Here is a 25,870-nt window from a genome sequence, read left to right on the forward strand (position 1 = left end):
AGGACCGTTGTTCCCGCTCGCACCCTTTCCCCTTCCCAGATCCCCCTCTCAGATCATCGCCATGCCGCCGTTGACGTGGAGCGTCACCCCCGTCACCCAGGCCGCCTCGTCGGAGGCGAGGTAGGCCACGGCGGACGCGATGTCCTCGGAAGCGCCCATCCGGCCCATGGGGATGCGGCCCATCAGCGCGGCCTTCTGGGCGTCGTTCAGCGCGTCCGTCATGGCGGTCTTGACGAAGCCCGGCGCCACCACGTTCACCGTCACGCCGCGCGGCGCCACCTCCTGGGCCAGGGCCTTGCTCATCCCGATCAGCCCCGCCTTGGCCGCGGCGTAGTTCGCCTGCCCGGGATTGCCGGTGACGCCGACGATGGAGGCGATGGAGACGATCCGCCCCGTGCGCCGCTTCATCATCCCCCGCAGGCAGGCGCGGGCCAGGCGGAACGGGGCGGTCAGGTCCACCTCGATCACGTCGGACCAGTCCTTGTCGCCCATCCGCAGCGCCAGCCCGTCCCGCGTCAGCCCGGCATTGTTCACCAGGATGTCCAGCACGCCGAACTCCGCCTCCACCTTCTCCACCAGCGCGGCCGGAGCGGCGGGATCGGAGAGGTCGGCCGGGGCCACGAAGGCCCGTTCCCCCAGCTCGGAGGCGAGCGAGGCCAGCTCCGCCTCCCGCCGCCCGGTGAGCGCCACCTTCGCCCCCTGGGCGTGCAGCGCGCGGGCGATGGCCGCGCCGATTCCCCCCGTGGCGCCGGTGACGAGGGCGGTCTTGCCGGTCAGGTCGAACATCACGGGGTCTCCAGGGGCGCGCCGTCGAGGCGCTTGGCAAGGAAGTGGCACGCCTGTCCCGGCGGGCAGCCGGGCAGCGTGCCCACGGTGGTGTAGCCCATGCGGGCGTAGAAGCCGGGCGCCTGGAAGGCGTAGGTCTCGAGCCAGACACCCGTGAGGCCGCGCCCGCGCGCCTCCTCCTCCGCCCGCCCCAGGATCTCCCGCCCCAGGCCCTGGCCGCGATGGGATTCCGGGATGTGCAGCAGCTCCACGTAGAGCCAGCCCGCCCGGTTCCGCCCCACCAGCCCGCCGATCGGGGCGCCGGCACCGTCGCGCAGCACCACCAGCAGGGGCGTTGCGTCGAAGATCCCCGGCCCGGTCCGGGCCGTGTTGAAGGCGATCAGCCCGTCCAGCACGGCCGCGCGGGCCCCCGGGTCCGCCGCGTCCTCGACGGTGAGGTGGGCGGCGCCGCCCATGCCGTCGCTCACAGCGACCTCAGCACCGCCTCGATCTCGGCAGGCGTGCCGCAGGCGGTGGCGGTGGCCTCCGGCGCGTTCCGCTTCATCAGCCCCGTCAGCACCTTGCCCGAGCCGACCTCGATGAATCGGTCGCAGCCCATCGCGGTCATGGCCGCCACGCACTCGCGCCAGCGCACCGTGCCCGTGACCTGCCGCACCAGCAGGTCGCGGATCGTGCCGGGGTCCGTCGCCTTGGCGGCGGTCACGTTCGCCACCACCGGCACCAGCGGCGCGCGCGGCGGATCCCGCTCCAGCGCCTCGCCCATCGCATCGGCCGCCGGGGCCATCAGGGAGGAGTGAAAGGGCGCGGAGACGGGCAGCAGCATGGCGCGCTTCACCCCCTCGGCCTTCGCGAGCTCCACCGCCCGCTCCACCGCGGCCTTGTGGCCGGAGATCACCACCTGCCCGCCGCCATTGTCGTTGGCGGCCTCGACCACCTGCCGCTCCCCTGTCACCGGGTCCTCGGCCGCGCGCTCGCAGATGGCCCGCGCCTGCTCCATCTCGGCCCCCAGCAGCGCCGCCATGGCGCCCGTGCCCGCCGGCACCGCCTTCTGCATGGCCTCGCCCCGCAGCCGCAGCAGCCGCGCCGCCTGCGGCACATCGAAGGCCCGCACGGCCGCGAGCGCGCTGTACTCCCCGAGCGAGTGCCCGGCCACCAGCGCCACCTTGCCCTTGATATCGAAGCCGCCCTCGGCCTCCAGCACCCGCAGCACCGCCAGCGAGACGGCCATCAGCGCAGGCTGCGCGTTCGCCGTGAGGGTCAGCTCCTCCGCCGGCCCCTCGAACATCAGCCGGGTGAGGTTCTGGTGCAGCGTCTCGTCCACTGCCTCGAACACCTCGCGCGCGGGGGCGAAGGCGGCGGCGAGGTCCCGGCCCATGCCGACGGCCTGGCTGCCCTGGCCGGGAAAGACGAGCGCGAGGGCCATGGTGACGTGTTTCCTGCCTGTGGCCCAGCAGGGAACCGCTACCCCGCCGTGGCGCGGCGGGGTAGCGGCGGTGTCACGGCGCTGTCAACCGCAGCGCCGGCAGCGCGCCCTCTAGTAGCGGCCGCGGCCCACCCACACGCGGCGGCAGACCTCGCGGGTCACGCGCACCGGGCGGCCGAAGCGGTCCTGCCGGTACACCGTCCGCGGGCGGCAGCGGGTGACGTAGCGCACCTCCTGCAGCAGGTCAGAGGAGGTCTCGGCCAGCGGCCCGGCCAGCATCGGCGCGGCGGAAGCCGGCGCGGCCTGGGCGGGGGAGAGGACGGCGCCGCCGGCAACCAGGCCGGCCAGCAGGATGGAACGGGAAAGCCAGGACATCGTCGCAACCTCCATATCTCTGATCCGCCGGTCATCCGGCCGGATCGGCCCGGCACGAAGGCGGGGCAGCGGCAGAATGAAGGCGGCAGGTGACTTTACGTTTCAGGCCGGAAGTCCCGCGGCTCGCTCCTTTTAAATTACAATCCGGCAATCTAGGACGTCCCGTTCCAGAACAAGGCGTGCTTACGCTGCAACAGTCGGGTTTCACTGAGAACGACTCTCACACGCAATCTTGACCCGCTGTAACGCGGGAAACTAAGAGCGATTCTCATTACCAACTGAGCAAGGTTGCCCCGATGCGCCGCGTCTCCCCGGGAGGCCCGATGGCCCCCAGCACTGCCCTGGTCGCCAGCCTCAGCCTCGGCGCCGCGATGGCAGGGGGCGCCGCCCTCGCCCCCGCCTTCGCCCAGGGAACCATCCCCGGCGCTGCGCCCACCATTCCCGTCCCGGAAGTGGCCGTGACCGGCGCGGCCCCCGCGAACCAGCTCCAGGCCACCACGGGCAATCCTCGCCTCCCCAACTCCATCCAGGACACCCCGCAGACCATCAACGTGGTGCCGCAGGAGATCCTGCAGCAGCAGACCGTCACCACGCTGGAGCAGGCGCTGCGCAACGTCCCCGGCATCACTTCCACCATCGGCGAGGGCAATGGCGGCGTCTCGGGCGACCAGTTCCGCATCCGCGGCTTCTCCGCCCAGAACGACGTGCTGGTGGACGGGCTGCGCGACTTCGGCTCCTACTCGCGCGACGCCTTCACCTACGAGGACGTGCAGGTCCTGAAGGGCGCCTCCGGCTTCGCCCTCGGCACCAGCTCCATCGGCGGCGGCATCAACGTGAACAGCCGCCTGCCGACACTGGAGACCCGCTACTCCGGCGTGGCCACCGGCGGCATGGGGCCCTTCGCCCGCGGCACGCTCGACATCAACCAGCGCATCAGCGAGACGATCGCGGCGCGCATCAACGTCATGGGCCAGTCCAGCAGCGTGGTGGACCGCGACGACATCGACACGCGCCGCTGGGGCGTCGCCCCCTCCATCGCCTTCGGCCTCGGCACGCCGACCACCTTCTCGCTGGAATACCTGCACTACCGCGACCGCCACACGATCGACGGCGGCATGCCCATCGTCTTCAGCGGCCCCGGCGCCACCGGCCGCCCCGCCTCCGAGTACGGCGTGCGCCGCGCCAACTTTTACGGCATCGACAACGACCTGGACAACGTGACGGTGGACCGCGTCACCGGCCGCCTGTCCCACCGTTTCAGCAACTGGCTCACCGTCACCAACGACACGCGCTACACGCATGTGGACCGCTACACGGCACTGACCGCGGCCACCTGCGGCGGCCAGACCGCGACGGTGTCCTACTTCAACTCCTGCTCCGGGCAGTTCTTCCGCGGCCTGAACCCCACCCTCGCCTATGGCGGCGGCAGCAACGCGCCGTACCATCAGGTGAACGAGGGGATCCAGAACCTCACCACCGCCCTCGCCCGCTTCACCACCGGCCCCTTCCGGCACGAGCTGACGGCCGGCGTGGACATCGCGCACGAGACGGTGGACCGCACGGCCTACCCCTACTCCCCCACGCGCCCGAGCGTCACGCTGCTGAACCCCTGGACCAACAACGACCTGATGCTGAACACGGGCGCGGCCAACAACGTCCGGAACACGGAATCCACCAATCTCGGCCTGTTCCTGAACGAGCGCCTGTTCCTTTTGCCCACGCTCTCGGTCTATGGCGGCTTCCGCTGGACGAACTACGACTTCGACTACAAGGCCGGCGCGCCGGGTCTCGCGCCCTCCCAGAACGTCAGCGTGCGCGACAGCTTCTTCGACCCGCGCGCCGGCGTGGTCTGGGAGCCGACGCCGAGCCAGACCTACTACTACTCCTACTCCACCTCCACGACGCCGCCGGGCACCTTCTTCACGACCTTCCCGGCCGATGCGGGCAGCTTCAACAGCAACTTCGAGCCGACCCGGAACACCAATCACGAGATCGGCGCGAAGATCAGCCTTCTCGACCAGCGCCTGGGCCTGACCGCCGCACTCTTCCACTCCGAGCGCAACAACGCCCTGGCCCCCTCGGACACGGCGGTGGGCGAGTTCGTGGCCACCAATGACCGTCAGCGGATCCGCGGCGTGGAGCTGGGGATCACCGGCCGCATCACGCCGGAATGGAATATCCTGGCCAACTACACCTACCTGGACAGCAAGACGACGCGTTCCACCACCGCCACCAGCGTCGGCCGGCGCGTGCAGTACGTGCCGAAGCACTCTGCCTCGGTCTGGACGACCTACGACATCGCCCGCGACACGCCCTGGAACGTCACGGTCGGCGCCGGCATCGTCTATCGCAGCCAGGTCTTCGTGGACACGGCGAACACCGCGGAGGTGCCGGACAACTTCAGCCTGGACGCCCTGATCCAGCACCGCATCAACCAGAACCTGACGGTGCGCGTGAACGGCTACAACCTGACGGACCGCACCAACTACGAGGGCCTGTTCGGCAACCGCGCCGTGGTCGCCGGCGGCCGCACCGTGCTCGTCTCCCTCGCCGCCGACTTCTGACGGCGGGTATGCGGGGGCGGGATGCGCCCCCGCACATGACGCCGGGCGGCGGGAGTGGCACAAGGCCACCCCCGCCGCCCGCTCTCGTTTCCAAGCCCGGAGCGCCCCGATGCTCGTCCGCATCCCCCAGGTTCTGACGCCCGCCGAGGTCGCCCTCTGCCGGGAGCGCCTGGAGGCCGCCGCCTGGCAGGACGGCCGCGCCACCGCCGGCGAGCAATCCGCCAAGGTGAAGAACAACCTTCAGATCCCCGTGGACTCCCCCGTGGCTGGGGAACTGGGCGAGCTCGTCCTCCGCGCCCTCGGCCGCAGCCCGCTCTTCGCCACCGCCGCCCTGCCGCTGCGCGTGCTGCCGCCCATGTTCAACCGCTACGACCCCGGCATGACCTTCCGGCCGCACGTGGACAACGCCATCCGCGCCGTGCCCGGCACCGGCGGGCGTATCCGTGCCGATGTCTCCTCCACCCTCTTTCTCACCGAACCCGGCGACTACGACGGCGGCGAGCTGGTGGTGCAGGACACCTACGGCGAGCAAGCGGTGAAGCTCCCGGCCGGGGACATGGTTGTTTATCCCTCCACCTCCCTCCACCACGTGAACCCCGTGACGCGGGGCAGCCGCTGGGGCTCCTTCTTCTGGACCCAATCCATGGTGAAGGACGACGCCCAGCGCGCCTTACTCTACGAGATGGACATGGGGATCATCGCGCTCCGCCAGGACCTGCCGGACGACCACCCGGGCGTGCTCGCCATGACCTCCGGCTACCACAACCTCCTCCGCCGCTGGGTGGAGATCTGAGAGCCAGTCCGAGGGGCGAGCATACCTCGGCGCGCTCGCGCGTTTCCCTCTCCAGGCCCAGAAAGAACGGAGAGACCGATGAGCGACAACCATGACAGGTCGGGCCAGGACCACAGCGAGGACCAGAGCCCCGCGCCCGGCCCGGGCAGCGATACCCACACCAAGGGCGGCGCCCCGACCAACAAGGCCCATGAGGAGGCCGGGGACGGCAGCCTGGCCGGCTCGATCCCCGCCGGGCTGGGCTCCGAGGAGCTGCGGAAGCTGGCCGAGGGCGGCAAGACCGACGACGGCGGCACCGGCTGACCGCGCCGGGGACCACGCCCCCTTCAACCGGCTTGCCCCCGCCCGTCCACCCGGCTATACGCCCCCGCCACCCTGCCGGGCGCGAGGCATCGCGCGCGGCTATGCCCTTTTTCCGGCCCTCGCATCCCGCGTCGGCCTCCGGGGCTGAGACATCCGAAGGGAAACAGATGCCGCTGTATGAAACCGTGCTCATCGCGCGGAATGATCTGACTCAGGCGCAGGTCGAGGCCATCGCCGACCAGGTCGGCGAGATCGTCGGCGCCGCCGGCGGCGAGATCCGCAAGCGCGAGTACTGGGGCCTCCGCGGCCTCGCGTACAAGATCAAGAAGAACCGCAAGGCCCACTACATGCTGCTGGGCCTCGACTGCCCGGCCGAGGCCGAGAAGGAGACCGCGCGCCAGCTGGGCCTGCACGAGGACGTGCTGCGCCACATGACGCTGCGGATCGAGACGATTGACGACGCCCCCTCCGCCATCCTCGCCAAGCGCGGCGACGACCGTGAGCGCGACCGCGGCTTCCGCGGCCCCCGCCCGGCCGGCCGCTTCGGCTCCGGCCGCGGCCGCGAGCGCGGCGACGACCGCGAGGAGTTCCGCGCCCGCCCCCGCGACGACGCGGACGGCATGGGTGGCATGGGCGGCGAGGAGTAAGCCAAGATGTCCGACACGACCGACCTGACCCCCGCCGCGCGCCGCCCGGCCGTCGGCGCCCGCCGGCCCTTCTACCGCCGCCGCAAGTCCTGCCCCTTCTCCGGCCCGAACGCGCCGAAGATCGACTACAAGGACGTGCGCCTGCTCTCCCGCTTCCTGAGCGAGCGCGGCAAGATCGTGCCCTCCCGCATCACGGCGGTTTCCGCCAAGAAGCAGCGCGAGCTGGCGAACGCCATCAAGCGCGCCCGCTTCCTGGCGCTGCTGCCCTACGTCATCAACGACTGATCGGGGCATAGCACCATGATCAACGTCATCCTGATGCAGCGGGTCGAGAAGCTCGGCCAGATGGGCGACACCGTGAAGGTGAAGCCCGGCTACGCCCGCAACTTCCTCCTCCCCTCCGGCCGCGCCATCCGCGCGACCGAGACGAACCTCAAGAAGTTCGAGGCCGAGCGCGCCCAGCTCGAGGCCCTGAACATCAAGCGGCGCGAGGAGGCCGAGCGCGTGGCCGAGCGGATGGAGGGCCTGCAGGTCGTCCTGATCCGCTCCGCCGGCGAGAGCGGCGCGCTCTACGGCTCCGTCTCCGGCCGCGACATCGCGGACGCGGTGAAGGACGCCGGCCTGACGATCACCCGCGACCAGGTCGTCCTGGAGCAGCCGATCAAGTCCCTGGGCCTCACCACCGTCCGCGTGGCGCTGCACCCGGAGGTCTCGATCCCCGTGATCGTGAACGTCGCCCGCTCCCCGGAAGAGGCGGAGAAGCAGGCGCGCGGCGAGGACCTGCGGGCCGAGCAGGAGGCCGAGGAGGCCTCGCTCGAGGCCGAGCTGGCCGCCGAGCTCTCCGAGCTGGGCGCCGCCCGCGAGTAAGCGGCGCGCCACGGGCACGCCGGAAGGATGGCCGCCTCCGCAGGGGGGCGGCCATTCGCGTTTCCGGCACGTCGCGCCGGGGTTATCAGGCCGCGGTCCTGGCACCGGGCGGGGGCCCGTGGCGGCTTATCCACATGATCCACCGCCATCCACAGGACCCCGGGAAAGGTCGGAGGGGACGCGGCACGCGCCGGGGGCTAGACTGGACCCATGAACGCCTTCGACTCCCTCGTCCAGCCCGGGGCCGAGCCGTCCGGCAACGGGCTGCTGGGCCTCTCCCAGCGCCTGCCCCCCTCGAACATCGAGGCGGAGCAGGCCCTGCTGGGCGCGCTCCTGGCCAACAACAAGGCCTATGAGCGGGTTTCGGAGTTCCTGGCGGCGGAACACTTCGCCGACCCGATCCACGGCCGCATCTTCCACGCCGTTCAGCGCCGGATCGAGGCCGGGCAGCTCGCGGACGTGGTGACCCTGCGGGCGGAGTTCGAGCACTCCGGCCTGCTGGACGAGGTGGGCGGCCCCGCCTACCTGACGCAGCTCCTCACCGCCATGGTCGGCATCATCAACGCCGGCGAGTACGGCCGCGTCATCTTCGACTGCTTCCTGCGCCGCCAACTGGTGGACCTCGGCGAGGTGGTGGTGAACCGCGCCTTCGGGGCGGAGCCGGAGCTGGACGGCAAGGCCCAGCTCGAGGCGGCCGAGCAGGCCCTGTTCAACCTCGCCACCGACGGGTCCTCGGACGGCGGCATGGTTACCTTCGAGAAGGCCCTGGCCGAGGCGGTGAACCTCGCGGAGCGCGCCTTCTCCACCCCCGGCGGCGTCTCCGGCCTTTCCACGGGGCTGCGGGACGTGGACAGCAAGCTCGGCGGCCTGCACCCCTCGGACCTGCTGATCCTCGCGGGCCGCCCGGCCATGGGCAAGACGGCGCTGGCCGTGAAGATCGGCTTCGGCGCCGCCCAGGCCGTGATCCGGGAGGCGCGGGACAAGGATCCGAACGCCGTGGTGCGCGGCGGCGTCGCCATCTTCTCCCTGGAAATGAGCGCCGACCAGCTCGCCACCCGTATCCTGTCCGAGCAGTCCCGCGTCTCCGGCGACCGCATCCGCCGCGGCGACATCGCCCAGCGCGACTTCGACAAGTTCGTGGAGGTGAGCCGGGAGCTCTCCTCCATCCCCCTCTTCATCGACGACACCCCGGCCATCACCATCTCCGCCCTCCGCACCCGCTGCCGGCGGCTGATGCGGACCAAGGGGCTGAGCCTCATCATCGTGGACTACCTGCAGCTGATGCGCCCCGCCGCCGGAACCCGGCCGGAGAACCGCGTGCAGGAGATCAGCCAGATTACCCAGGGGCTGAAGGCCATCGCCAAGGAGCTGTCGGTCCCGGTGATCGCCCTCTCCCAGCTCTCCCGCCAAGTGGAGAGCCGCGAGGACAAGCGGCCGCAGCTCGCCGATCTCCGCGAATCCGGCTCGATCGAGCAGGACGCCGACGTGGTGATGTTCGTGTACCGCGACGAGTACTACCTCGCCCAGAAAATGCCGAAGGAGCTGAACTTCGACAACGGCGAGAAGTACACGGAAGCCCTGGACAAGTGGCAGAAAGACATGGAGATGGCCCACAACAAGGCCGAGCTCATCGTCTCCAAGCAGCGCCACGGCCCCACCGGCACCATCCGCCTCTTCTTCGAGGGCGAGTTCACCCGCTTCGGCGATCTCGACCAGACCCACGACCAGGACAACTATGAGTAAACCCCCGACTTGACCGCCACCGGGGCTGAACCCGCCGGCGTCCTGACCGTCGATCTCGATGCCGTCGCCGCCAACTGGCGCACCCTGCGGACCCTTCACGCGGAGGCCGGCGGCGGGAAGGTGGGCGCGGCGGTGAAGGCTGACGCCTACGGCCTGGGCGCCGCGGCCGTGGCCCCGGCCCTCGCTGCCGCCGGCTGCCGCCACTTCTTCGTCGCCGGCATCGCGGAGGGCATGGCGCTCCGCCCGGTCCTCGGCCCCGCGCCGATGATCGCCGTGCTGAACGGCTTCCCCCCCGGCGCCGATGGGGACGCCGCCCTCACCCCCGTGCTGAACAGCCCCGGCGACATCGCCGCATGGTCCGGCACCGGGCGGGGCGCCATCCTGCACCTGGACACGGGTATGGCGCGCCTCGGTCTCTCCCCCGCCGAGCTGGACGCGCTGGCGGAGGATCCCTCCCCCCTCCGGGGCCTGGACCTCCGCTACGTCATGACCCACCTGGCCTGCGCGGACGAGCCGGCCCACCTCATGAACGCCGCCCAGGCCGCCCGCTTCGCCGCCGCCCGCGCCCGCCTGCCCGGGGCGCCCTCCTCCTTCGCCAACTCCGCCGGCATCTTCCTCGGCCGGGACTTCGCCTCGGACCTCGCCCGGCCGGGCTGCGCGATCTACGGCCTCAACCCCACCCCGGGGCGTCCGAACCCCATGCGCCCTACCCTCCGCCTGGCCGCGCCCGTGCTGCAGGTGCGGGAGATCCCGGCCGGAACCCCCGTCGGCTACAGCGCGGCCTGGACGGCGCCTCGCCCCTCAAGGATCGCCACCGTTGCCGCGGGCTACGCCGATGGCTATCTCAGGTCCCTCTCCGGCCGGGCGATCGGCCGGCACAACTGGCAGGATGTGCCCTTGGTGGGCCGGATCTCCATGGACCTCTCCGCCTTCGACGTGACCGACCATCCCGCCATCGGCCCAGGCTCCATGATCGAGCTGATCGGCCCCGGCAACTCGCCGGACGACGTGGCCGCCCGCGCCGGCACCATCGGCTACGAGGTGCTGACCGCCCTCGGCGCCCGCTACCGCCGCGCCTACACCGCCGCGTGACCCCTCCCTCCCTCATGGCCCTCGCGCCGCTCGACTGGGTGGCGGCCCTCGGCCGCGCCGCCCTGGACCTGTGCCAGCGCACCGGCGCGGTCACCCTCTTCGCGCTCACGGCGCTGAGCCACCTGCTGCGCCCGCCCTTCCACCCCCGCCTCTTCCTGCGGGCCTTCCTGGATATCGCCTGGTTCTCCCTGCCCGTGGTGGGGCTGACCGCCCTGTTCACCGGCATGGTGCTGGCGCTGCAATCCTATTCCGGCTTCTCCCGCTTCGGGGCGGAAGGGGCCATCGCCAACGTCGTCGTCCTCTCCATCACGCGGGAGCTCGGCCCGGTGCTGGCGGGGCTGATGATCGCCGGGCGCATCGGCGCCGCCTTCGCGGCGGAGATCGGCACCATGCGCGTGACGGACCAGATCGACGCCCTCACCACCCTCTCCACCAACCCGATGAAGTACCTCGTCACCCCCCGCCTGCTGGCCGGCATTCTTGCCATGCCGCTGCTGGTGCTGGTGGCGGACATCCTCGGCGTCATGGGCGGCTACCTCATCGGCACCCTCAAGCTCGGCTTCTCCGGCCCCGCCTACCTCAAGGCCACGCTGGACTTCCTGCAGTGGATGGACGTGGTCAGCGGCCTGGCGAAGGCAGCGGTCTTCGGCTTCGTCGTGGCGCTGATGGGCACCTGGTGCGGCTACACCTCGCGCGGCGGCGCGCAGGGCGTGGGGGCGGCCACCACCACGGCCGTCGTCTCCTCCTCCATCCTCATCCTTGCCCTGGACTACGTGCTGACCGAGGCGTTCTTCGCCCGATGAGCAACATGCAGGTGCCGAAGATCCGGCTGCGCGGCCTGAAGAAGTCCTTCAACGGCAAGCCCGTGCTGGACGGCGTGGACCTGGACGTGATGCCCGGCCGCTCCATGGTCATCCTCGGCGGCTCCGGCACCGGCAAGTCCGTCACCATCAAGTGCATCCTCGGCCTGATCGACCCGGACGAGGGCACCATCGAGATCGACGGCCGGAACGTGCTGGCCATGTCCCGGCGGGAACGGGAGGCGGTGCTGGACCGGACCGGCATGCTCTTCCAGAACGGCGCCCTCTTCGACAGCCTGCCGGTCTGGGAGAACGTCTGCTTCAAGCTTCTCGCCCAGGGCCGCCTCCCCCGCGAGAAGGCCCGCCAGCGCGCGGTGGAGGCGCTGGTGGATGTCGGCCTCGGCATGGGCGTGGGGGAACTCTACCCCGCCTCCCTCTCGGGGGGCATGCAGAAGCGCGTGGCCCTCGCCCGCGCCATTGCCTCCCAGCCCGAGATCATCTTCTTCGACGAGCCGACCACAGGGCTGGACCCCATTATGGGCGCGGTGATCGACGGGCTGATCGTGGACTGCGTGAAGCGCCTGGGCGCCACCGCCGTGACCATCACCCATGACATGGCCAGCGCCCGCCGCATCGGCGACGACGCGGCGATGCTGCACAAGGGCCGCATCGTCTGGACCGGCCCGGCCTCCGCCCTGGGCGAGACGGGAAACCCCCTGGTGGACCAGTTCGCCCGCGGGGAGCGCGAGGGGCCGATCGCGATGGAACTGCGGAAGTAGGCCGCCGGCCGGTGGTCGTGGGGATCAAGGCTGACGGCACCGCCCGCCCCTCGGTCGGGACGTGCCGGAGCTGAAGCCGGACGCGAGGCCACCTTGGGCAGCGGTCTCGTCGACAATGGCGTGAGCGGGCACAAGCACCGGAAGCCGGATCCTGATCCTGGCGCCGGCTGAGCTCGATCTACTCCTCGGGCTGCCTCGGCAACCGGGGGCGTGCGGGCCGGGAATCGATGACAGGACGCGTGCCGTTCGCCCGAGCATCCGCCTCCAGCGCCCCGACGGCCCGCCAGACTTCCCCCATCGCTTGGTGGGCGCCATCCTTGGCGGCACTCCGGGCCCGCTCAGTCAGCAGCTCCTCGCGCTGTTCCAGGGCGGCGACCCTCTTTTCCATCTCCTCCAGGCGGGCCGCCATCTCCTTGATGGACGTCCCATGCTTCCCCTGGGTGACGAAAAGCTCTTCGACCTTGCGCGCGAGGGCCCACAGCTTCCCCGCCGTGTCGAAGAAGCCCACTGGCTAGGAGGCCTGGATACCGAGCTTGCGCAGGACCTGATCGGCCTGCTCGCTGTTCTCGCGGGACCGCTGATCGAGGCGGCTCATCATGGCATCCCATTCCCGCTTGCTCGGGACAGACCGCAAGTGCCGGGAGGCAGGAGCCCCCGCGCTCTTGGCTGTGTAGGTCTGACCGGCGTCAGCGGCAGCCGTCGTCCTCTTGTACAAACCCCTGAATGTCTTCCGCATGAAGACCCCTTTACGCCTGCAGGGGGCGGCCTCGCCCCAACAGCGCCGTGACACCTCATGAGGGTATCACCGGCCTCCCTGACAAGTCACGGTGACAAGTCACGGTGACTTGTCAGGGAGCCAAGGCCGGTTGCGGGCAATGGGCCGGACCCGTCCTCTCTCCGGCCACGAACTGCCCCCGCAGGATCAGCTTGTCGGCGACCCGCCGGACGGCGCCTGCACCTGCGCCCGCACCCGTTCAACCGGCAGCGGGATGAACTTCTTCTCGTCCCCCGGCACGGTGCCGAAGCGCCCCGCGCGCCAATCGTCCTTCGCCTGCTCGATCCGCTCGCGGGAGGAGGAGACGAAGTTCCAGAACAGGAAGCGCGGCCCGTCCATCGCGGCGCCGCCCAGCATCAGCAGCCGCGCGCCCTGCGGCCCCGCCGTGATGGCAAGTCCCTCGCCCGCGCGGAACACCAGCATCCGCCCGGCCTCGAAGCGGTCGCCGGCGATCTCCACCGTGCCCTCCACCACGTAGGCGCCGCGCTCCTCGTGTTCCGGCAGGGGCAGCGAGGCGCCGGGGGCCATCACCGCATCCGCGTAGAACAGCTCCGAGGAGGTGACGACGGGCGAGCGCGCGCCCCAGCCCGTGCCCGCGATCAGACGCAGCCGCAGGCCCCGTTCCTCGATGACGGGCAGGGTAGCGGCGGGGTGGTGCGCGAAACCCGGCATCGCCTCCTCCTGCGCGCGCGGCAGCGCCACCCAGGACTGGATGCCGTAGAGCGGGTTGGGGTGGCCCCGCCGCGCCTCGGCCGTGCGCTCGGAGTGGGCGATGCCGCGCCCGGCCGTCATCCAGTTCACGTCGCCCGGCCGGATCGGCAGGTCGCTGCCCAGCGTGTCCCGGTGCTGAATCTCGCCCTCGAACAGGTAGGTGACGGTGGAGAGGCCGATATGCGGGTGCGGCCGCACGTCCAGCCCCTGCCCGGTCAGGAACTCACCCGGCCCCATCTGGTCGAAGAAGATGAAGGGGCCGACCATCTGCCGCCCCTTCGCGGGCAGGGCGCGGCGCACCTCGAAGCCGCCGATGTCGTGCGTGCGGGGCAGGATCACCTGCCCTACCGGCCCCGCGCCGCACTCGGGCATCAGCCCTGTCGGATCGCCATCGACGCTCATCGGGAACCCTCCGCCGGTTCCATCCTGGCACGGCAGGGTGCGGGCGGTCACGCCATGCGATCGGCGCAGCCAAGCCAAGCGTTCCGGCGAGGCGGGACTTAAGCGGCCGCGAGGGTCACCGGCCTCTCGCCGGTGCGCTCCCGGTCCTCCGCCGGCGGGGGGTCCGGCGGGCTGGGTCCTGCCTCGTCCCGGGTGGAAGCCTGTCCCGCGCGCCGCCTCTCCGACCAGTCGGCCGCTTGCGCCCGCTCCAGCCGGTTCACTAAGTCCTGGTACTCGGCCCGCTCCTCCAGCGAGAAGGTTGGCTCCGCCGCCGCCCGGCGCATCGCCCGCAGCGCAGCGAGGCCTTCCGAGCGCAGCCGCTCCGGAGATCCGAGAAGAGCTTCCACCACCTCCCGCTTCCGCGCGCGCGCGTCCGGAAGGTTAGGCGAGCGCCGTGCACCCTGTCCCATCAACCCTCGAGTCCGTTCATGTAAATGTCACCGAAGAAGGCCCGTGCGGGTAGAAAGTTTCGATAGACAAAAGATAGCGGATGTCAGCGAAATTTACCGTTGTATGCTGGGGGCACCGCCTTGACGTTCGCGGAACGGATGACACGTCTGAAGAAACCAACTGCATCTCGGGAGGCCAGAATGGCGGAGAGCAGGCCCTCTTGGCTCGACGATACCCCGGAAGGTCTCGACGAGATTCTGGAGGAGTTGGTCGCGTGCTTCAATGAACGCGACTTGTCCAGGGCTCTCCTCCGCGCCGTCGGGCTGGTCCTGATCCAGAGAATCGCGCCACCGGACGAGGTAGCGGCGCGAACGGCCCAGTGGCAGGAGCGCTGGCGCGAGACGGTCCGGCTCGAGCAGCAGCCGTTCCACCGGCAGCTCTGAGGCAGGCCTTCGGCGCCACCTCGCGCCCGACGGGTGAGGCGTCGAGCCCGTTCCGGGCGCCACCCCGCGGGCCGGGCGGGCCACGGCGCCCCTTCCCGACCGCACACCCTGGACGGTCCCCGAAGCCGTGGGGGCGCCCTTCCCCTCCGCCCTTTAGGCCCTAGCCGTCGGCGGTGATGCCCAGCCGCCGGATCAGCCCGGCCCAGCGCTGCCGCTCCGCCGCGGTCAGCTCCGTGAAGGCCTGGGAGGTGGAGGCGACCACCTCGAACCCCGCCCCTTCCAGCACGCCGCGCACCCGCGGCTCCGTCAGCGCCGTCCGCGTCTCGGCCGAGAGCCGCGCGGCCACGCCCGCGGGCGTCGTGGACGGGGCGACCAGCCCGATCCAGGCGTAGCTCGCCGCGTCCGGCACCCCCGCCTCGGCCAGGGTGGGCACCTCGGGCAGCCTCGCCAGGCGCACATCCGCCGTCACGGCCAGGGCGCGCGCCCTGCCGTCCTGCACCTGCGGGATGATGCCGGCCGCGATCTGGATCATCGCCTGGATGCGCCCGGCGACGAGGTCCAGCGTCGCCTCGGGGAAGCCGCGATAGGGCACGTGGACCAGGTCGATCCCCAGCCGCGCTTTCAGCTCCTCCATCGCCAGGTGCCCGGCCGAGCCGGGGCCGACGGAGCCGAAGCTCATCGTCCCCGGATTCGCCTTGGCGTGGGCGACGAAGGAGGCGAGATCCCGCGCCGGCACGGAAGGATGCACGACCAGCAGCTGCGCCCCGCGCACGAGCTGCGAAAGGTAGGTGAGGTCCGCCGCCGGATCGTAGGGCAGGCGCGCGTAGAGGGCGGGGGCGGTTACCAACGGCCCGTTGATGCTCACCCCGATCGTGTGCCCGTCCCGCGCCTTGGCGATCAGGTCCGTGCCGAGATTGCCGCCGGCGCCGGAGCGGTTGTCCACCACGAAAGGCTGGCCGAAGGCCTCCGAGAGGTGTGGCACCAGGGCCCGCGCCGCCGTGTCCGGCGTGCCGCCCGGCGGGAAGGGCACGATCACCCGCACGGGGCGCGTGGGCCAGGGCTCCTGGGCGTGGGCATCGGGCGCGCGGGCGGCGGGCGCGAGCGCCGCCAGCGCCGCGCCGCCGAGGAGGGCGCGCCGGGTGGGTGCGGTGCGATCAGGGTTCATCTCGTTCTCCTCCCGCCGGAGGGGTGTCGGCCCCCATCCGCAGTCGGTCCCGGTGATTCCATTTCGGGACGCATCGCGCCAGGGGGTCGCAACCCCGGGGCGGCGATGCCGTCCCCGGGGCGGCCAAGCCGTCCCCAGGGCGGCGAAGCCGTCCCGCCCCGTCAGGCCGGGACCAGGGTCTCGGCCAGCGTGCTCCAGCGCGCGTCGCGCAGGTCCCGGCGCATCGCCTCCTCGTCGGTCCAGCGCGTCCCGGCCGGGAGGCGGATCGCCTCGCAGCGGAGGGTCAGCTCGCCCTCGCGGAAGGGCCAGGGATCCAGGGACCAGCGGGACGCCCCCTGCCGCACCAGCCGCATCTTCCGGGTGCCGCCATCCTCCATCGGGGCCTCCCCCGCCTTGTCCGGGTCGGCGAAGCAGAGGGCGAGGGAGAGGGCGTCGGTGACCGCGACAAGGGCGGAGTTCCGCGCCACCTGCTCCGGCGTCGCGCCCAGCCTGGCGGCCCAGTCCTCCTGCAACGCCCTCTCCTTCGCGTTGTTGCGGTCGATCGCGGCGTGGTCCTCCGGCGGCAGGCGATCCGGGTCCATGTACTGCGTGTAGATGCGCGAGCCGTGCAGTGAGATCAGCAGGGCGGGCCAGAGGCCCCAGGCGGCGCGGGCCGTCTCCACCCCCCGCGCCCACATCGGGGCATGGACCGCCGCGCCGAGCTCGGTGAAGGCGTGGGGCAGGCCGGTCTCCGGGTTGAGGGTCGGGGCCGCCTCCCAGCCCAGCCAGGCCACGTCGTGCAGCCCGGCGGCGAGGATCACCTCCGGCGCCGGGTCCGGCCGCGCGAAGCCGGGGGCGCCCCAGGCGGCCATCATCTGGCCCGAGAGGATGGCGTGGGAGGGCTGGGGGATGAGGAGGCGGGCGCCGTCCTCCAGGCTTCGCAGGATCATGCGGCGTCAACGCGCGAGAGGGGCCTGCGGACGCGGCCGCCGCACCCGGCAGCAGCCGCATCACGGCCGAACGCGCCGCGCCCCGGCGAGCCGGCGTGCCCAGCCGCGGCAGGCCCGCTGCAGCCCGTCCACCAGGCCGACGACGAGCATCGACGCGCCCGCGAGGGGGAAGAGGATGCCCAGCCCGGCGATGATGGCCAGCAGCCCCGGCGGGACGGGGCGTTCTGCCCGCGGAGGAGCGGCCAGCTCGCCCTTCGGCCGCCGCTTCCACCACATGACCGTGCCGGTGGTCACGAGCGCGAGGATACCGATGCAGGGCAGCAGCATGAGGAGCTGGTTCGCCAGCCCGAAGTACCGGCCCATGTGGATGGCGACGCCGAGCTCCACGGCCTTCGCCACGGCGCCGTACTCGCGGAAGCCGACATCGCCCAGGATCTCACCGGAGTACTGGTCGATATGGACCGTCCGCTGCGCCTCGGGCTGGTGGGGGTAGGCCACGGCCATGTAGACCCCCCTCTCCCCGCGGGGCAGGCTGAGGCGGTAGCCGCCGGGCATCCCGGCAGCGGCCAGGATCTCCACGGCCCTGTCGAGCGAGACCGCCGACGCGGCCGGACAGGCCGCAACGTCCTCGTGGTGGTGGCCGCCCCCGCACGCCCCCCCGCCCGTAGAGGCCGGCATGGGCGCCTGGTGGAGGGTCCAGGGCGCATCGGGCATGACCGCCGCGACCGGCCCGGCCGTGCTCTGCATCGCGCGCCTCGATCCCTCGGGATAGCCGAGGTTAGCGGCGTTGCTGACCGGCGCCAGGACCTGCCCGCCCCAGATCGTCGCCCAGGGCAGGCCGGTGACGACGAGGAAGACGATCAGCGCGCCCGTGTAGAGGCCGACCACCTGGTGGATGTCCCGCCAGAGCGGCCGGCGCCGCGCCCGCAGTCGCGGGAACCACTTCCCGTCCATCCGCCCGCCCCGCGGCCACCAGAGATACAGGCCGCTGAGGACGAGGATGACGGTCCAGGAGGCGGCGAGCTCGACGATGGCGTCGCCGAAGTCGCCGAGCAGCAGCGAGCCGTGCATCCGGTCCGCAAAGCCCACCAGCGTCCGCTCGTAGACGTGCGAGCCCAGCACCCGGCCCGTGGGCGGATCCACGAAGACCCGCAGGGCCTCGCCCCCGCCTGTCGTGAGGAAGAGCTGCGCCGTGCGCCCCGCCTCCTCGGGCATGTCAATGCGCGTGACACGCCCGCCCGGGAGGGCGGCCTCCGCCGCCGATGCCATCGCGCCCACGGGAACGGATGGCGCGGAGGCCGAGGAGGCGAAGCGCAGCCCCGGCTGCAGGGCGTCGTTGATCTCCCTCTCGAAGAGATAGACCGTCCCGGTCAGGGACAGGATGACGAGGAACGGGACGACGAAGAGTCCGGCATAGAAGTGCCAGCGCCAGATCATGCCGTGGAGGGAGCGAGCGGGTGTGGCCATGACGCCGCCCTCCCTCAGAACCGGACGCTGTAGGTGAGGTCCACGCTGAGCGGCGCGCCGAGGTAGATCTGCTGCGAGCCGTAGCCCGACCACTCCGCATAGAAGGCGTTGGTCAGGTTCCGGCCCCGCAGCGTCAGCGTGCCGCCGCCGACCTCGTAGGCGGCAAAGGCGTCCAGCAGGGTGTAGGGGTTCAGCCTCGTCGTGTTGGCGTCGTCCGTGTAGCTGGAACCGACATGCCGCACCGCCGCCCCGAAGCTGAGGGGGATGTCGGCCAGGCGGTAGCTTGTGTAGGCGTTGAGGAGGAAGTTGGCCGAGTTCGGCGGGCGCCGGCCGGACAGGTCCTGCCCGCCGGCGCTGCGCAGCTCCGTGTACTCCACCCGCTGCAGGGCGACGTTGCCGCCGAGCTTCCACCCCGGGGTGATGTCCACCGAGGCGTCCAGCTCCACGCCCCGGCTCCGCAGGCTGCCACCCTGGCGGGTGAGCGAGGGCTGCACGGGGTCGCGGGTCAGGATGTCGTCCTGCTCGATCCCATAGAGCGAGGCGGTCACGACCGCCCGGTTGTCCAGAACGGCCGCCTTGGCCCCGACCTCGTAGGAGTCACCCGACGAGAGGTCGAAGCGCGCGTTGGCGGTGTTGCTGGTCAGGAGCGTGGTGATGGGCACGGTGGCGCGCGTGTACTGCGCGAAGAGGGTGAGCCCCGGCCGCACCTCGTAGGTGGTGCCCAGGCGCCAGGAAACGCTGTCGAAGTGGCGGTTGAAGCGGGTGGTGGCCCCGCTGTTCAGGTCGTCCACCCGCCGGTCAAGATCCATGCCCTCGTAGCGGATCCCGCCGAGCACGAGCCAGGAGGGGGTGATGTTGAGCGCGTTCTCGGCGAAGACGGAGTGGGAGCTGACCGTGCTGTCGAAGTCCTGCCGCGTGGAGAAGTTGGCTGCCGTGTCGGCCGGGAACACGCCGCGGACCGGGTTGAACGGGTTGACGGAGGCGACGGTGCCGAACCGGCGCTTCGAGAACAGGTCGGTCCGGTAGAACTCGTAGCCGCCGGTGAAGCGGTTCCGCAGCCCGCCGATCGTGCCGTCATAGGCCGCCGCGATGCGGTCCGAGACGAAGCTCTGGTCGTGGGTGATGAGGGTCGAGCTGCGGTCCAGGAGGCCCGTGCGCGCGTTGAAGCTGTAGTCCTCCGAGTTCGCCCAGCGGCGGTCGGAGGTGTAGTAGGAGAACTCGTTCGAGAGGGTCCAATCGGCGGAGAGCCGGTAGCGGGCGTTCTGGCGCAGCAGGAAGGCGTCGGAGCGCTGCACCCCGTCCTCCACGTTGAGGTTCCGGCTCCGCGTCACCCGGTCGATGACGTAGCCGCCTGGGGCGGTGACGGCGCCGCTCGGATCGCGCGCGAGGGCGCGGGGCACGGTGGTGGCACCCTGGTAGGGGGTGCCGAAATCGTCCCGGAAATAGGCGAAGGAGGTGTCCAGCGTCAGCTGGTCCGTCGCGCGGGCGGTGAAGGCGGTGGTGAAGGCGATGCGGCGGGCATCCGTGTCGTCCACGTAGCCGTCCGAGGTGGAGTAGCTGAAGGCCGAGCGGACCGCGCCCCAGTTCCCGAAGGAGCGGTTGAACCCGGCCCCGCTGCGGAAGCGGTTGAAGCTACCGTAGCCGAGCAGCGCCTCGTTGAAGTCGGCCCCGATCACGGGCTGGCGTGTCACGAGGTTGATTGTGCCGGCGAGCGAGCCGATGCCATTCACGACCGAGGCCGGCCCCTTGATGAACTCCACCCGCTCAAAGGCGAAGCTGTCGTAGTCCCGCGAGACGAGGCCGGGATCGACGGACCGGGCGCCGTCCAGCAGGTATCCCACCGCGGTCCGGGGCAGGCCGCGGATGTTGGCGGCGGCCGGCGAGCCCGGGATGTTGCCGGCGCGGACGCCGGGGGCGGCGTTGTAGACCTCGGTGAGGTCCCGCAGGCCGCGCTCCTGCATCTCCTCCTGGGTGACGAGGTCGACGGTGGCCGGGGTCTCGGCCGGGGTGAGGCCGAGAAGGCTGCCCGTCCGCGTCGGCTGGTCGAGGCGGGCCGCCGCGGCCGCCGCGCCGGTTCCAAAGGCGCCGGCCCGGACCCGCACCTCCGGCACCTCGACCGGGGCCTCCTGGGCGAGCGCCGGGACCGTCAGTCCCGTGGAGGCGAGGAGGGCGGAACCCAGGCCGATGCCCAGGTGACGGCGCGGGGAAGGCCCTGCATGGGAAACGGGCGAGAGGGCACGGATGTCGCGCGCCGGGCGCGGGGATAGGGTGGTCGGGCGCATGGAGCGCGTTTCCTGAACAGCGGTGGTGTGCGCGTGCGGGCACGCGCGACAAGGCCGGGCGCGGCGCGGAAGGCCTCGCCCGGCGATGAGCCGGTGGTCAGGTGAAGGGTGGTGCCCTGGGCTGTTGGGGCGGTGCGCGCGGCGGGCTGGAGGGCAGCCCCTCCCGCCCGAAGTGCTCGGCCACCAGGGCATAGGCGACGGGCAGAGGCACCGCGAGCGGCTCGGCCATCGGGAGGGCGGCCGGCGCGAAGCACAGGGTGGAGCAGTCGACGGTCTGGCTCGCCTTGATCGGCTGGCCATCCTCGCCGACCAGGATCCTGCGCGTTCCCTCGTGGGTGCAGAGCTCGATCAGCTGGGCCGAGGCGAGCTGCGCCATAGCGCGGGCATGCGGCAGCACGGCCCCCGCCCACTGCAGGAGCAGCAGGCAGGCGAGAAGGCGAACGAGGCCTCTCGGGTGGCGGCGCATGGAAGGTTCCTTAGCGGCTTACAACGCCTCCGTCACCCTGGCGCCGTGCCGGCGACCTTTCTCTTGCGGGCGCCCCGAACCGGGATCCGCACGGCGTCCCAGGGCCGTCCGCCCCCTCCGGCCGCACGGACGGCGAGGCGGAGGCAGCAGCGCCTGCCGTGGCTCAGAAGGGCCGCCATGACGCCGGCAGGGCCAGCAGGGCCGCGAAGGCGATGACGGGACCGAATACGATCAGGACGTGCACCCACCGGAACAGGCGGATCGCGATGCGCGCCCGCGGCCACACGAAGCGATGGGTCAGCCACTCCAGGACGCCGCACGCGATCATCGCTGGCACGAAGAGGAGTGTCGCGAGATAGCCCTTGAGCCACAGGGACGCCTCGACCTCCTCCCTCGTCGCGTTGCCGCCCAGGCCCATCACCCAGGCCGCCCAGGCCAGCGGGACTGCCAGGACGGCAAGGTAGGGGATGAGGTCCACGGCCCGCAGGAACCCCCGCAGGGCGTTGGTGGGGCTCTGCACAGATCGCCTACCTGGCCGGGGTTGAGAGGAGCGGCCCCATTAAACCCGGCACGGGGGCTGGTTGGGACCGCGCAAAGATGGGCTCACGCGGCGAGCGCATCCGCAAGCACCGTCCCGCATCGAGCAGCGTCCCGTCCGACGGAGCGCGCGAACCGAACAACTCAATCCAGGCCGCTGGTCCTCTGCGCCTCGAGGGCGATGTCCTGCTCCAGGTAGCGTATCCACTGATTGTAGTTCGGGTGGATGTAGCCCTGCTCATAGTTCAGGTCCTGGCTGGACACGTAGGTGATGGTGAAGCGCTCGGTATCGAACCGCACGTCAACCACGGCCTGGTGCGTCCGGAGGTTGAGTGTTCCGCGCAGCCATCCCGGCGCCTGCTCCGTCATGATCCAGCCGCGCCGGGCGGCGGCGCGCTTGATCTCGTCGCTCCTCCTCGTCAGTGACGCCGTCCCTGTGAAGTAGCCACTTCCCCGGTGGATCGGCGCGATCCGAGGCGCGCAGGCGGCCACCACGGGGAGAAGCCCCAGGGGAAGAAGGTTGCGGCGCTGCATCTGGCTGGCTCCTCTGTCGCGCCAAGGTGGACTCGCCGATGAGCCATCGTCAACGCGGGCCGCGCAGGGCGGTGCAGCGCCCCGTAGGAGCGCGGCCTTCCCCTGCCGATGCGCCCTGCCCTGCGTGCCACTCTTACAGCGCTAACACTTGGAACGGAATTCGACATCAGGACGGAAGATCACCGGCCGAGAAGCCTCGTCATCGCGGCCAGCGCCCCTTGCGCCGGCCATCGGATGAGACGCGGAGTCCCCCATGTTCGAAAGCCTTGTCCGGCCGGATCGCCGCACGCCCGTGGGCGCAGAGCAACTGCGCTCCACGCCCGCCGGCCCGGCGAGGATCAATCTCGCCGCCCACGACCTCAACCTTCTGGTCGCGCTCGAAGCGCTGCTCAACTGCCGCAGCGTCACCCAGGCGGGGAGGCGCGTCGGGCTCAGCCAGCCGGCGATGAGCCGGGCGCTGTCGCGGCTGCGCGGCGTGCTGGGCGACGACCTGCTGGTGCGGAGCTCGACCGGGCTGGTCCTGACGCGCCGCGCCGAGAGGCTTGCGGAGCAGCTGCCGCCGATCCTGGACCAGATCCGCGACGTCCTGGGCAGCGAGCTCCTGCCGCCGGAGGTCCGGCACGCGAAGGTCACGATCGCCCTGCCCGACCACCAGGTGCCGGTCCTGCTGCCGCCGCTGCTCCGCCGCCTCGCCGAGCACGCGCCCCATATCGAGGTCGCGGCCGAGCCCACCCTGGCCTCCGCGCTGAAGCGGCTGGAGCGCGGCGAGATCGACTTCGCCATCGGGCAGATCGAGGACGCACCGGCCGGCATCTTCGCCCGCAAGCTGCCGGCCGACCGCCTCGTCGGCCTGGTGCGCGAGGATCACCCCGCACTGGCCGGTCCACTGACCTCCGAGCGGCTGAACGAACTCCGCCACGTCCTGATCTCGGGCGAGACGGAGGAGGGGTTCGGCCATGTGCATGACGGCATGCAGCGGCTCAGCTTGCCGGACCAGCAGCCGCTCCGCCTCCCGAACCTGCTCACCGCGCTGGTCACCCTCGCCGAGACGGACCTCATCCTGATCGTGCCACGCCGCGTGGCGGTGCAGGCGGCCGGGATGGCCCGCCTGGCCGTCCTGGACCTTCCCGTCCCCCTTCCCATGCACGAGCCCTTCCTGATCTGGCATGAGCGCCGCCATCGCGACCCCGAGCACGGCTGGCTGCGCGCCCAGATCGCGGCCGCCATGCCGGAAGGGTAAGTGATGCGCGCGACCGGCGGAACGAGGGCCGGGCGCACGACCCGGCCCACCCCAGCGCGGATGGCGTGAACGAGGCGCTGGCGGCGCGACGGTCGCGCCGCCACGGCTACACCGTCGGGATCGTGCCGCCGTCGATCACGTACTCCGCGCCGTGGATGGCGGATGCCCGGTCCGAGGCCAGGAAGGCGATGAGCTCGGCCACCTCCTCCGGCCTGGCGGGACGACCGATGGGGATGCCGCCGAGCGCATCCAGAATGCTCTGGCGGGCGGATTCCGCCGTCCCTCCCGTGCTGGCGGCGATGCGGTCCACCAGGGCCTCCGCCGCCTCGGTGTAGATCCAGCCGGGCGAGACGACGTTGACCCGCACCCCCTTGGGCCCGACCTCCTTCGAGAGCGCCTTGCTGTAGGTCGTCAGCGCGGCCTTCGCCGCCGCGTAGGCGGTGGTGGAATCCGGAAGCGGCAGGCGGCGCTGGATGGAGGAGACGTGGATGACGGCACCGCCGCCGCGCTCAATCATCTGCGGCAGGATCGCGCGATCGAGCCGGACCGCCGCCATCAGGTTCAGGTTGAGCTCGGTGCTCCAGTGATCATCGGTCAGCGCAGCGAAGCCGCCGCCCGGCGCGGCGGAGCCGCCGAGGACATGCACCAGCACGTCCACCCCGCCCAGGCGCTCCGCGGCCGCCTGCGCGAGCGCGCGGGGCCCGTCGGGCGTCGTCAGGTCCACCGCCACGAACTGCGCCCCCGGAAGGTCCTCCGGCGGGTGCCGCGCGGCGCTCATCACCTGCGCGCCGGCGGCCAGGAAGCGCTCGACCGTTGCCCTGCCGGCCCCCTTGCTCCCGCCGGTGACCAGGACCCGGCGCCCCTCGAGCTCGGCCGGTCGGTTCTGCTGCGCCATCACGCGATCTCCAGCGCCGTGATGGTCTCGCCACGGATCTCGAACACGAAGGTGAACCGGATCGGGCTGCCGGGGAAAGCGCCCGCGGTCAGGCCCTCCACCACGACCCTGCCGTCCCGCTCGCGCGAGGTTCCCGGCGTAAAGACGGCGTTGCTCCGGATGGTCTCCGACCGGATCCAGGTCCTGATCTCGTCGTGTCCCGCGTGGCGTCGCCCGTGGTCGAGCACGACGGCATCCTCGGCGAAGGGCGCCAGCATGCCCTCCGCATCGAGCCGCGCATTCGCTTCGACATAGGTCGCGACCGGTGGTGGCAGGTCATTCGGCACGGCTTCTCTCCGGCAGTCAGGTTGCGTCGGCGTAGAGCTGCTTCCGAGGTCTGCGGATGACAAGAACGGACGCCGGGGTAAGGAACGCACGCGAAGGTAAGTGCCCGCCCCACGGGCCGGGGATGAAGCGCAGCGTCCCGCTCAGAACAGGATCTCGACTGGGACATCCAGGATGTAGCCGATGCCGCGTTCCGTCCTGATCAGCCGGGAACCGGAGCGGTCGGCCTCGATCTTGCGCCTCAGCCTCAGCACCTGCACGTCGATGCTGCGATCTTGGACATCCTCGTGCGCCTTCGTCGTCCGGATGAGGTGGGCGCGTGAAAGGGGCCGGCGCGGGGCCTCGAGGAACGCTACTAGCAGCGCGTACTCCGTCTTCGTCAGCTCGACGACCTCGCCGGCCGGGTTCGTCAGGACCCTGGTGCAGCGGCGCAGCTCCCAGCCGTTGAACCGGTAGCCGCCGCGGGCCGTCACCGCGGCGGATTGGCGCCGCCCCACCTCCTGCCGGCGCAGGATGGCGTGGGCGCGCGCCAGGAGCTCGCGGGGGTTGAGCGGATCGCGGGAGAACTCGTCCGCGCCGAGCTCGAGCCCGAGGATGCGGTCCACCTCGTCCTGCTGCTGCCTCGTGGTGAGGATGACGGGAACGTCGGAATGCGCGCGGATCCGCCGCAGGACGCCGAAGCCGTCGATCCGCCCCGCGCGCACGTCCAGGATGACAAGGCTGAACTGGCTGCGTTGCAGATGATGCTGCACATCCCGGCCGGAGGACCCGACGGCGTGGCACTGGTGATCCGCCAGCTCGGCCAGGACCGCGTCGCGGGCCTCCCGGTCGTCATCGACCACGAGCACGCGCCCGAGGCGGCAGGGCCACTCCAAGGGCAATGCCCGGTTCACTGGCGGTGTGGCGATGGAAGGATCGATCATCACTCGAGGAGCCTCCGATGCAGCGACTGGAAAGCACGGGGTTCCGGCACCGCGGCCGGTCGGCGATGGCTCTCTGGAAGAGCTGCGGATGCTGTCGCCGCCCGCCGCCGGCATCCGGTCAGCCCGAAGCGCCCGTACAGCCGCCCGCCGCCACGCGCCGACGGACCGACCCATCC

At 71.5% G+C, this 25,870-nt stretch carries 29 protein-coding genes; 12 read left to right on the top strand and 17 right to left on the bottom strand.

The genetic code is table 11. The features are described 5' to 3' along the window. Positions 1–48: 48 nt before the first annotated feature. From fabG to VQH23_RS02665, 4 genes are all read right to left on the bottom strand, one after another. Entirely contained in the window at positions 49–786 is a 738-nt protein-coding gene (fabG, locus tag VQH23_RS02650) for a 3-oxoacyl-[acyl-carrier-protein] reductase (RefSeq protein WP_338664068.1), read from the bottom strand. Continuing rightward, positions 786–1,253 (bottom strand): GNAT family N-acetyltransferase, encoded by a 468-nt coding sequence (locus VQH23_RS02655; RefSeq protein ID WP_338664069.1) that lies wholly within the window; start codon positions 1,251–1,253, stop codon positions 786–788. The genes fabG and VQH23_RS02655 overlap by 1 nt, the downstream gene beginning before the upstream one ends. Beyond that, complete coding sequence (fabD, locus tag VQH23_RS02660; RefSeq protein WP_338664070.1) at positions 1,250–2,209, bottom strand: ACP S-malonyltransferase; 960 nt, start codon at positions 2,207–2,209, stop codon at positions 1,250–1,252. The genes VQH23_RS02655 and fabD overlap by 4 nt, the downstream gene beginning before the upstream one ends. Positions 2,210–2,320: 111 nt before the next feature. Further along, a complete protein-coding gene (locus tag VQH23_RS02665) occupies positions 2,321–2,584 on the bottom strand; it encodes a hypothetical protein (RefSeq protein ID WP_338664071.1) in 264 nt (87 codons plus the stop codon). Positions 2,585–2,907: 323 nt separating this feature from the next. Here VQH23_RS02665 and VQH23_RS02670 point away from each other — a divergent pair, with 323 nt between their 5' ends. The 10 genes from VQH23_RS02670 to VQH23_RS02715 all read left to right on the top strand — a co-directional run bounded on the left by VQH23_RS02670 (position 2,908) and on the right by VQH23_RS02715 (position 12,172). Beyond that, positions 2,908–5,148, top strand: coding sequence for a TonB-dependent siderophore receptor (locus VQH23_RS02670; RefSeq protein WP_338664072.1), 2,241 nt, complete (start codon positions 2,908–2,910; stop codon positions 5,146–5,148). Between the two features lie 109 nt (positions 5,149–5,257). Then, complete coding sequence (locus VQH23_RS02675; protein ID WP_338664073.1) at positions 5,258–5,941, top strand: Fe2+-dependent dioxygenase; 684 nt, start codon at positions 5,258–5,260, stop codon at positions 5,939–5,941. A gap of 78 nt (positions 5,942–6,019) precedes the next feature. Further along, a complete protein-coding gene (locus tag VQH23_RS02680) occupies positions 6,020–6,244 on the top strand; it encodes a hypothetical protein (RefSeq protein ID WP_338664074.1) in 225 nt (74 codons plus the stop codon). 167 nt (positions 6,245–6,411) lie between these two features. After that, positions 6,412–6,891 carry a 30S ribosomal protein S6 gene (gene rpsF / locus VQH23_RS02685; RefSeq protein WP_338664075.1) on the top strand — a complete coding sequence of 160 codons (480 nt, stop codon included), beginning with the start codon at positions 6,412–6,414 and terminating at the stop codon, positions 6,889–6,891. Between the two features lie 6 nt (positions 6,892–6,897). Continuing rightward, on the top strand, positions 6,898–7,176 hold the full coding sequence (rpsR, locus tag VQH23_RS02690; RefSeq protein WP_043830720.1) for a 30S ribosomal protein S18: 279 nt from the start codon (positions 6,898–6,900) through the stop codon (positions 7,174–7,176). A 15-nt stretch (positions 7,177–7,191) separates the two neighbouring features. Further along, positions 7,192–7,758, top strand: a complete 567-nt coding sequence (gene rplI, locus VQH23_RS02695) for a 50S ribosomal protein L9 (protein WP_338664076.1) — start codon at positions 7,192–7,194, stop codon at positions 7,756–7,758. Between the two features lie 210 nt (positions 7,759–7,968). Continuing rightward, entirely contained in the window at positions 7,969–9,501 is a 1,533-nt protein-coding gene (locus tag VQH23_RS02700) for a replicative DNA helicase (protein WP_338664077.1), read from the top strand. A gap of 9 nt (positions 9,502–9,510) precedes the next feature. Beyond that, positions 9,511–10,593, top strand: coding sequence for an alanine racemase (alr, locus tag VQH23_RS02705; protein ID WP_338664078.1), 1,083 nt, complete (start codon positions 9,511–9,513; stop codon positions 10,591–10,593). Positions 10,594–10,607: 14 nt separating this feature from the next. Then, positions 10,608–11,396 (top strand): ABC transporter permease, encoded by a 789-nt coding sequence (locus tag VQH23_RS02710; protein WP_338666039.1) that lies wholly within the window; start codon positions 10,608–10,610, stop codon positions 11,394–11,396. Next, a complete protein-coding gene (locus VQH23_RS02715; RefSeq protein WP_338664079.1) occupies positions 11,393–12,172 on the top strand; it encodes an ATP-binding cassette domain-containing protein in 780 nt (259 codons plus the stop codon). Before VQH23_RS02710 ends, VQH23_RS02715 begins: the two co-directional genes overlap by 4 nt. Before the next feature lie 178 nt (positions 12,173–12,350). Here the strand turns inward: VQH23_RS02715 and VQH23_RS02720 are convergent, their stop codons facing one another. From VQH23_RS02720 to VQH23_RS02730, 3 genes are all read right to left on the bottom strand, one after another. Next, on the bottom strand, positions 12,351–12,680 hold the full coding sequence (locus tag VQH23_RS02720) for a hypothetical protein (RefSeq protein WP_338664080.1): 330 nt from the start codon (positions 12,678–12,680) through the stop codon (positions 12,351–12,353). A 414-nt stretch (positions 12,681–13,094) separates the two neighbouring features. After that, positions 13,095–14,060, bottom strand: coding sequence for a pirin family protein (locus VQH23_RS02725; RefSeq protein ID WP_338664081.1), 966 nt, complete (start codon positions 14,058–14,060; stop codon positions 13,095–13,097). A gap of 98 nt (positions 14,061–14,158) precedes the next feature. Beyond that, positions 14,159–14,446 (bottom strand): hypothetical protein, encoded by a 288-nt coding sequence (locus tag VQH23_RS02730; protein ID WP_338664082.1) that lies wholly within the window; start codon positions 14,444–14,446, stop codon positions 14,159–14,161. A gap of 243 nt (positions 14,447–14,689) precedes the next feature. Here VQH23_RS02730 and VQH23_RS02735 point away from each other — a divergent pair, with 243 nt between their 5' ends. Further along, a complete protein-coding gene (locus VQH23_RS02735; protein WP_338664083.1) occupies positions 14,690–14,932 on the top strand; it encodes a hypothetical protein in 243 nt (80 codons plus the stop codon). A 160-nt stretch (positions 14,933–15,092) separates the two neighbouring features. Here VQH23_RS02735 and VQH23_RS02740 read toward each other — a convergent pair whose 3' ends face one another. From VQH23_RS02740 to VQH23_RS02770, 7 genes are all read right to left on the bottom strand, one after another. After that, positions 15,093–16,097: a tripartite tricarboxylate transporter substrate binding protein gene (locus VQH23_RS02740; RefSeq protein ID WP_338664084.1), complete on the bottom strand. Its 1,005-nt coding sequence runs from the start codon at positions 16,095–16,097 to the stop codon at positions 15,093–15,095. Between the two features lie 161 nt (positions 16,098–16,258). Next, positions 16,259–17,026, bottom strand: coding sequence for a DUF3891 family protein (locus VQH23_RS02745; RefSeq protein ID WP_338664085.1), 768 nt, complete (start codon positions 17,024–17,026; stop codon positions 16,259–16,261). A 60-nt stretch (positions 17,027–17,086) separates the two neighbouring features. Next, complete coding sequence (locus tag VQH23_RS02750) at positions 17,087–18,493, bottom strand: PepSY domain-containing protein (protein ID WP_338664086.1); 1,407 nt, start codon at positions 18,491–18,493, stop codon at positions 17,087–17,089. 14 nt (positions 18,494–18,507) lie between these two features. Then, positions 18,508–20,775 (bottom strand): TonB-dependent siderophore receptor, encoded by a 2,268-nt coding sequence (locus VQH23_RS02755; protein WP_338664087.1) that lies wholly within the window; start codon positions 20,773–20,775, stop codon positions 18,508–18,510. Positions 20,776–20,872: 97 nt separating this feature from the next. Beyond that, positions 20,873–21,241 (bottom strand): DUF2946 family protein, encoded by a 369-nt coding sequence (locus VQH23_RS02760; protein WP_338664088.1) that lies wholly within the window; start codon positions 21,239–21,241, stop codon positions 20,873–20,875. Positions 21,242–21,404: 163 nt separating this feature from the next. Further along, positions 21,405–21,761, bottom strand: coding sequence for a hypothetical protein (locus tag VQH23_RS02765; RefSeq protein WP_338664089.1), 357 nt, complete (start codon positions 21,759–21,761; stop codon positions 21,405–21,407). A 161-nt stretch (positions 21,762–21,922) separates the two neighbouring features. Then, positions 21,923–22,312, bottom strand: coding sequence for a hypothetical protein (locus VQH23_RS02770; protein WP_338664090.1), 390 nt, complete (start codon positions 22,310–22,312; stop codon positions 21,923–21,925). 253 nt (positions 22,313–22,565) lie between these two features. On the opposite strand from VQH23_RS02770, the gene VQH23_RS02775 reads away from it, so the two are divergent. Further along, positions 22,566–23,552 carry a LysR family transcriptional regulator gene (locus VQH23_RS02775; protein WP_338664091.1) on the top strand — a complete coding sequence of 329 codons (987 nt, stop codon included), beginning with the start codon at positions 22,566–22,568 and terminating at the stop codon, positions 23,550–23,552. A gap of 106 nt (positions 23,553–23,658) precedes the next feature. Here VQH23_RS02775 and VQH23_RS02780 read toward each other — a convergent pair whose 3' ends face one another. The 3 genes from VQH23_RS02780 to VQH23_RS02790 form a co-directional block, all read right to left on the bottom strand. After that, on the bottom strand, positions 23,659–24,447 hold the full coding sequence (locus VQH23_RS02780) for an SDR family oxidoreductase (RefSeq protein WP_338664092.1): 789 nt from the start codon (positions 24,445–24,447) through the stop codon (positions 23,659–23,661). Beyond that, positions 24,447–24,773, bottom strand: coding sequence for a nuclear transport factor 2 family protein (locus tag VQH23_RS02785; protein WP_338664093.1), 327 nt, complete (start codon positions 24,771–24,773; stop codon positions 24,447–24,449). Before VQH23_RS02785 ends, VQH23_RS02780 begins: the two co-directional genes overlap by 1 nt. 141 nt (positions 24,774–24,914) lie before the next feature. After that, on the bottom strand, positions 24,915–25,694 hold the full coding sequence (locus VQH23_RS02790; protein ID WP_338664094.1) for a response regulator transcription factor: 780 nt from the start codon (positions 25,692–25,694) through the stop codon (positions 24,915–24,917). Between the last annotated feature and the right edge of the window lie 176 nt (positions 25,695–25,870).

Source organism: Pararoseomonas sp. SCSIO 73927 (assembly GCF_037040815.1).
Classification (GTDB): Bacteria; Pseudomonadota; Alphaproteobacteria; order Acetobacterales; family Acetobacteraceae; genus Roseomonas.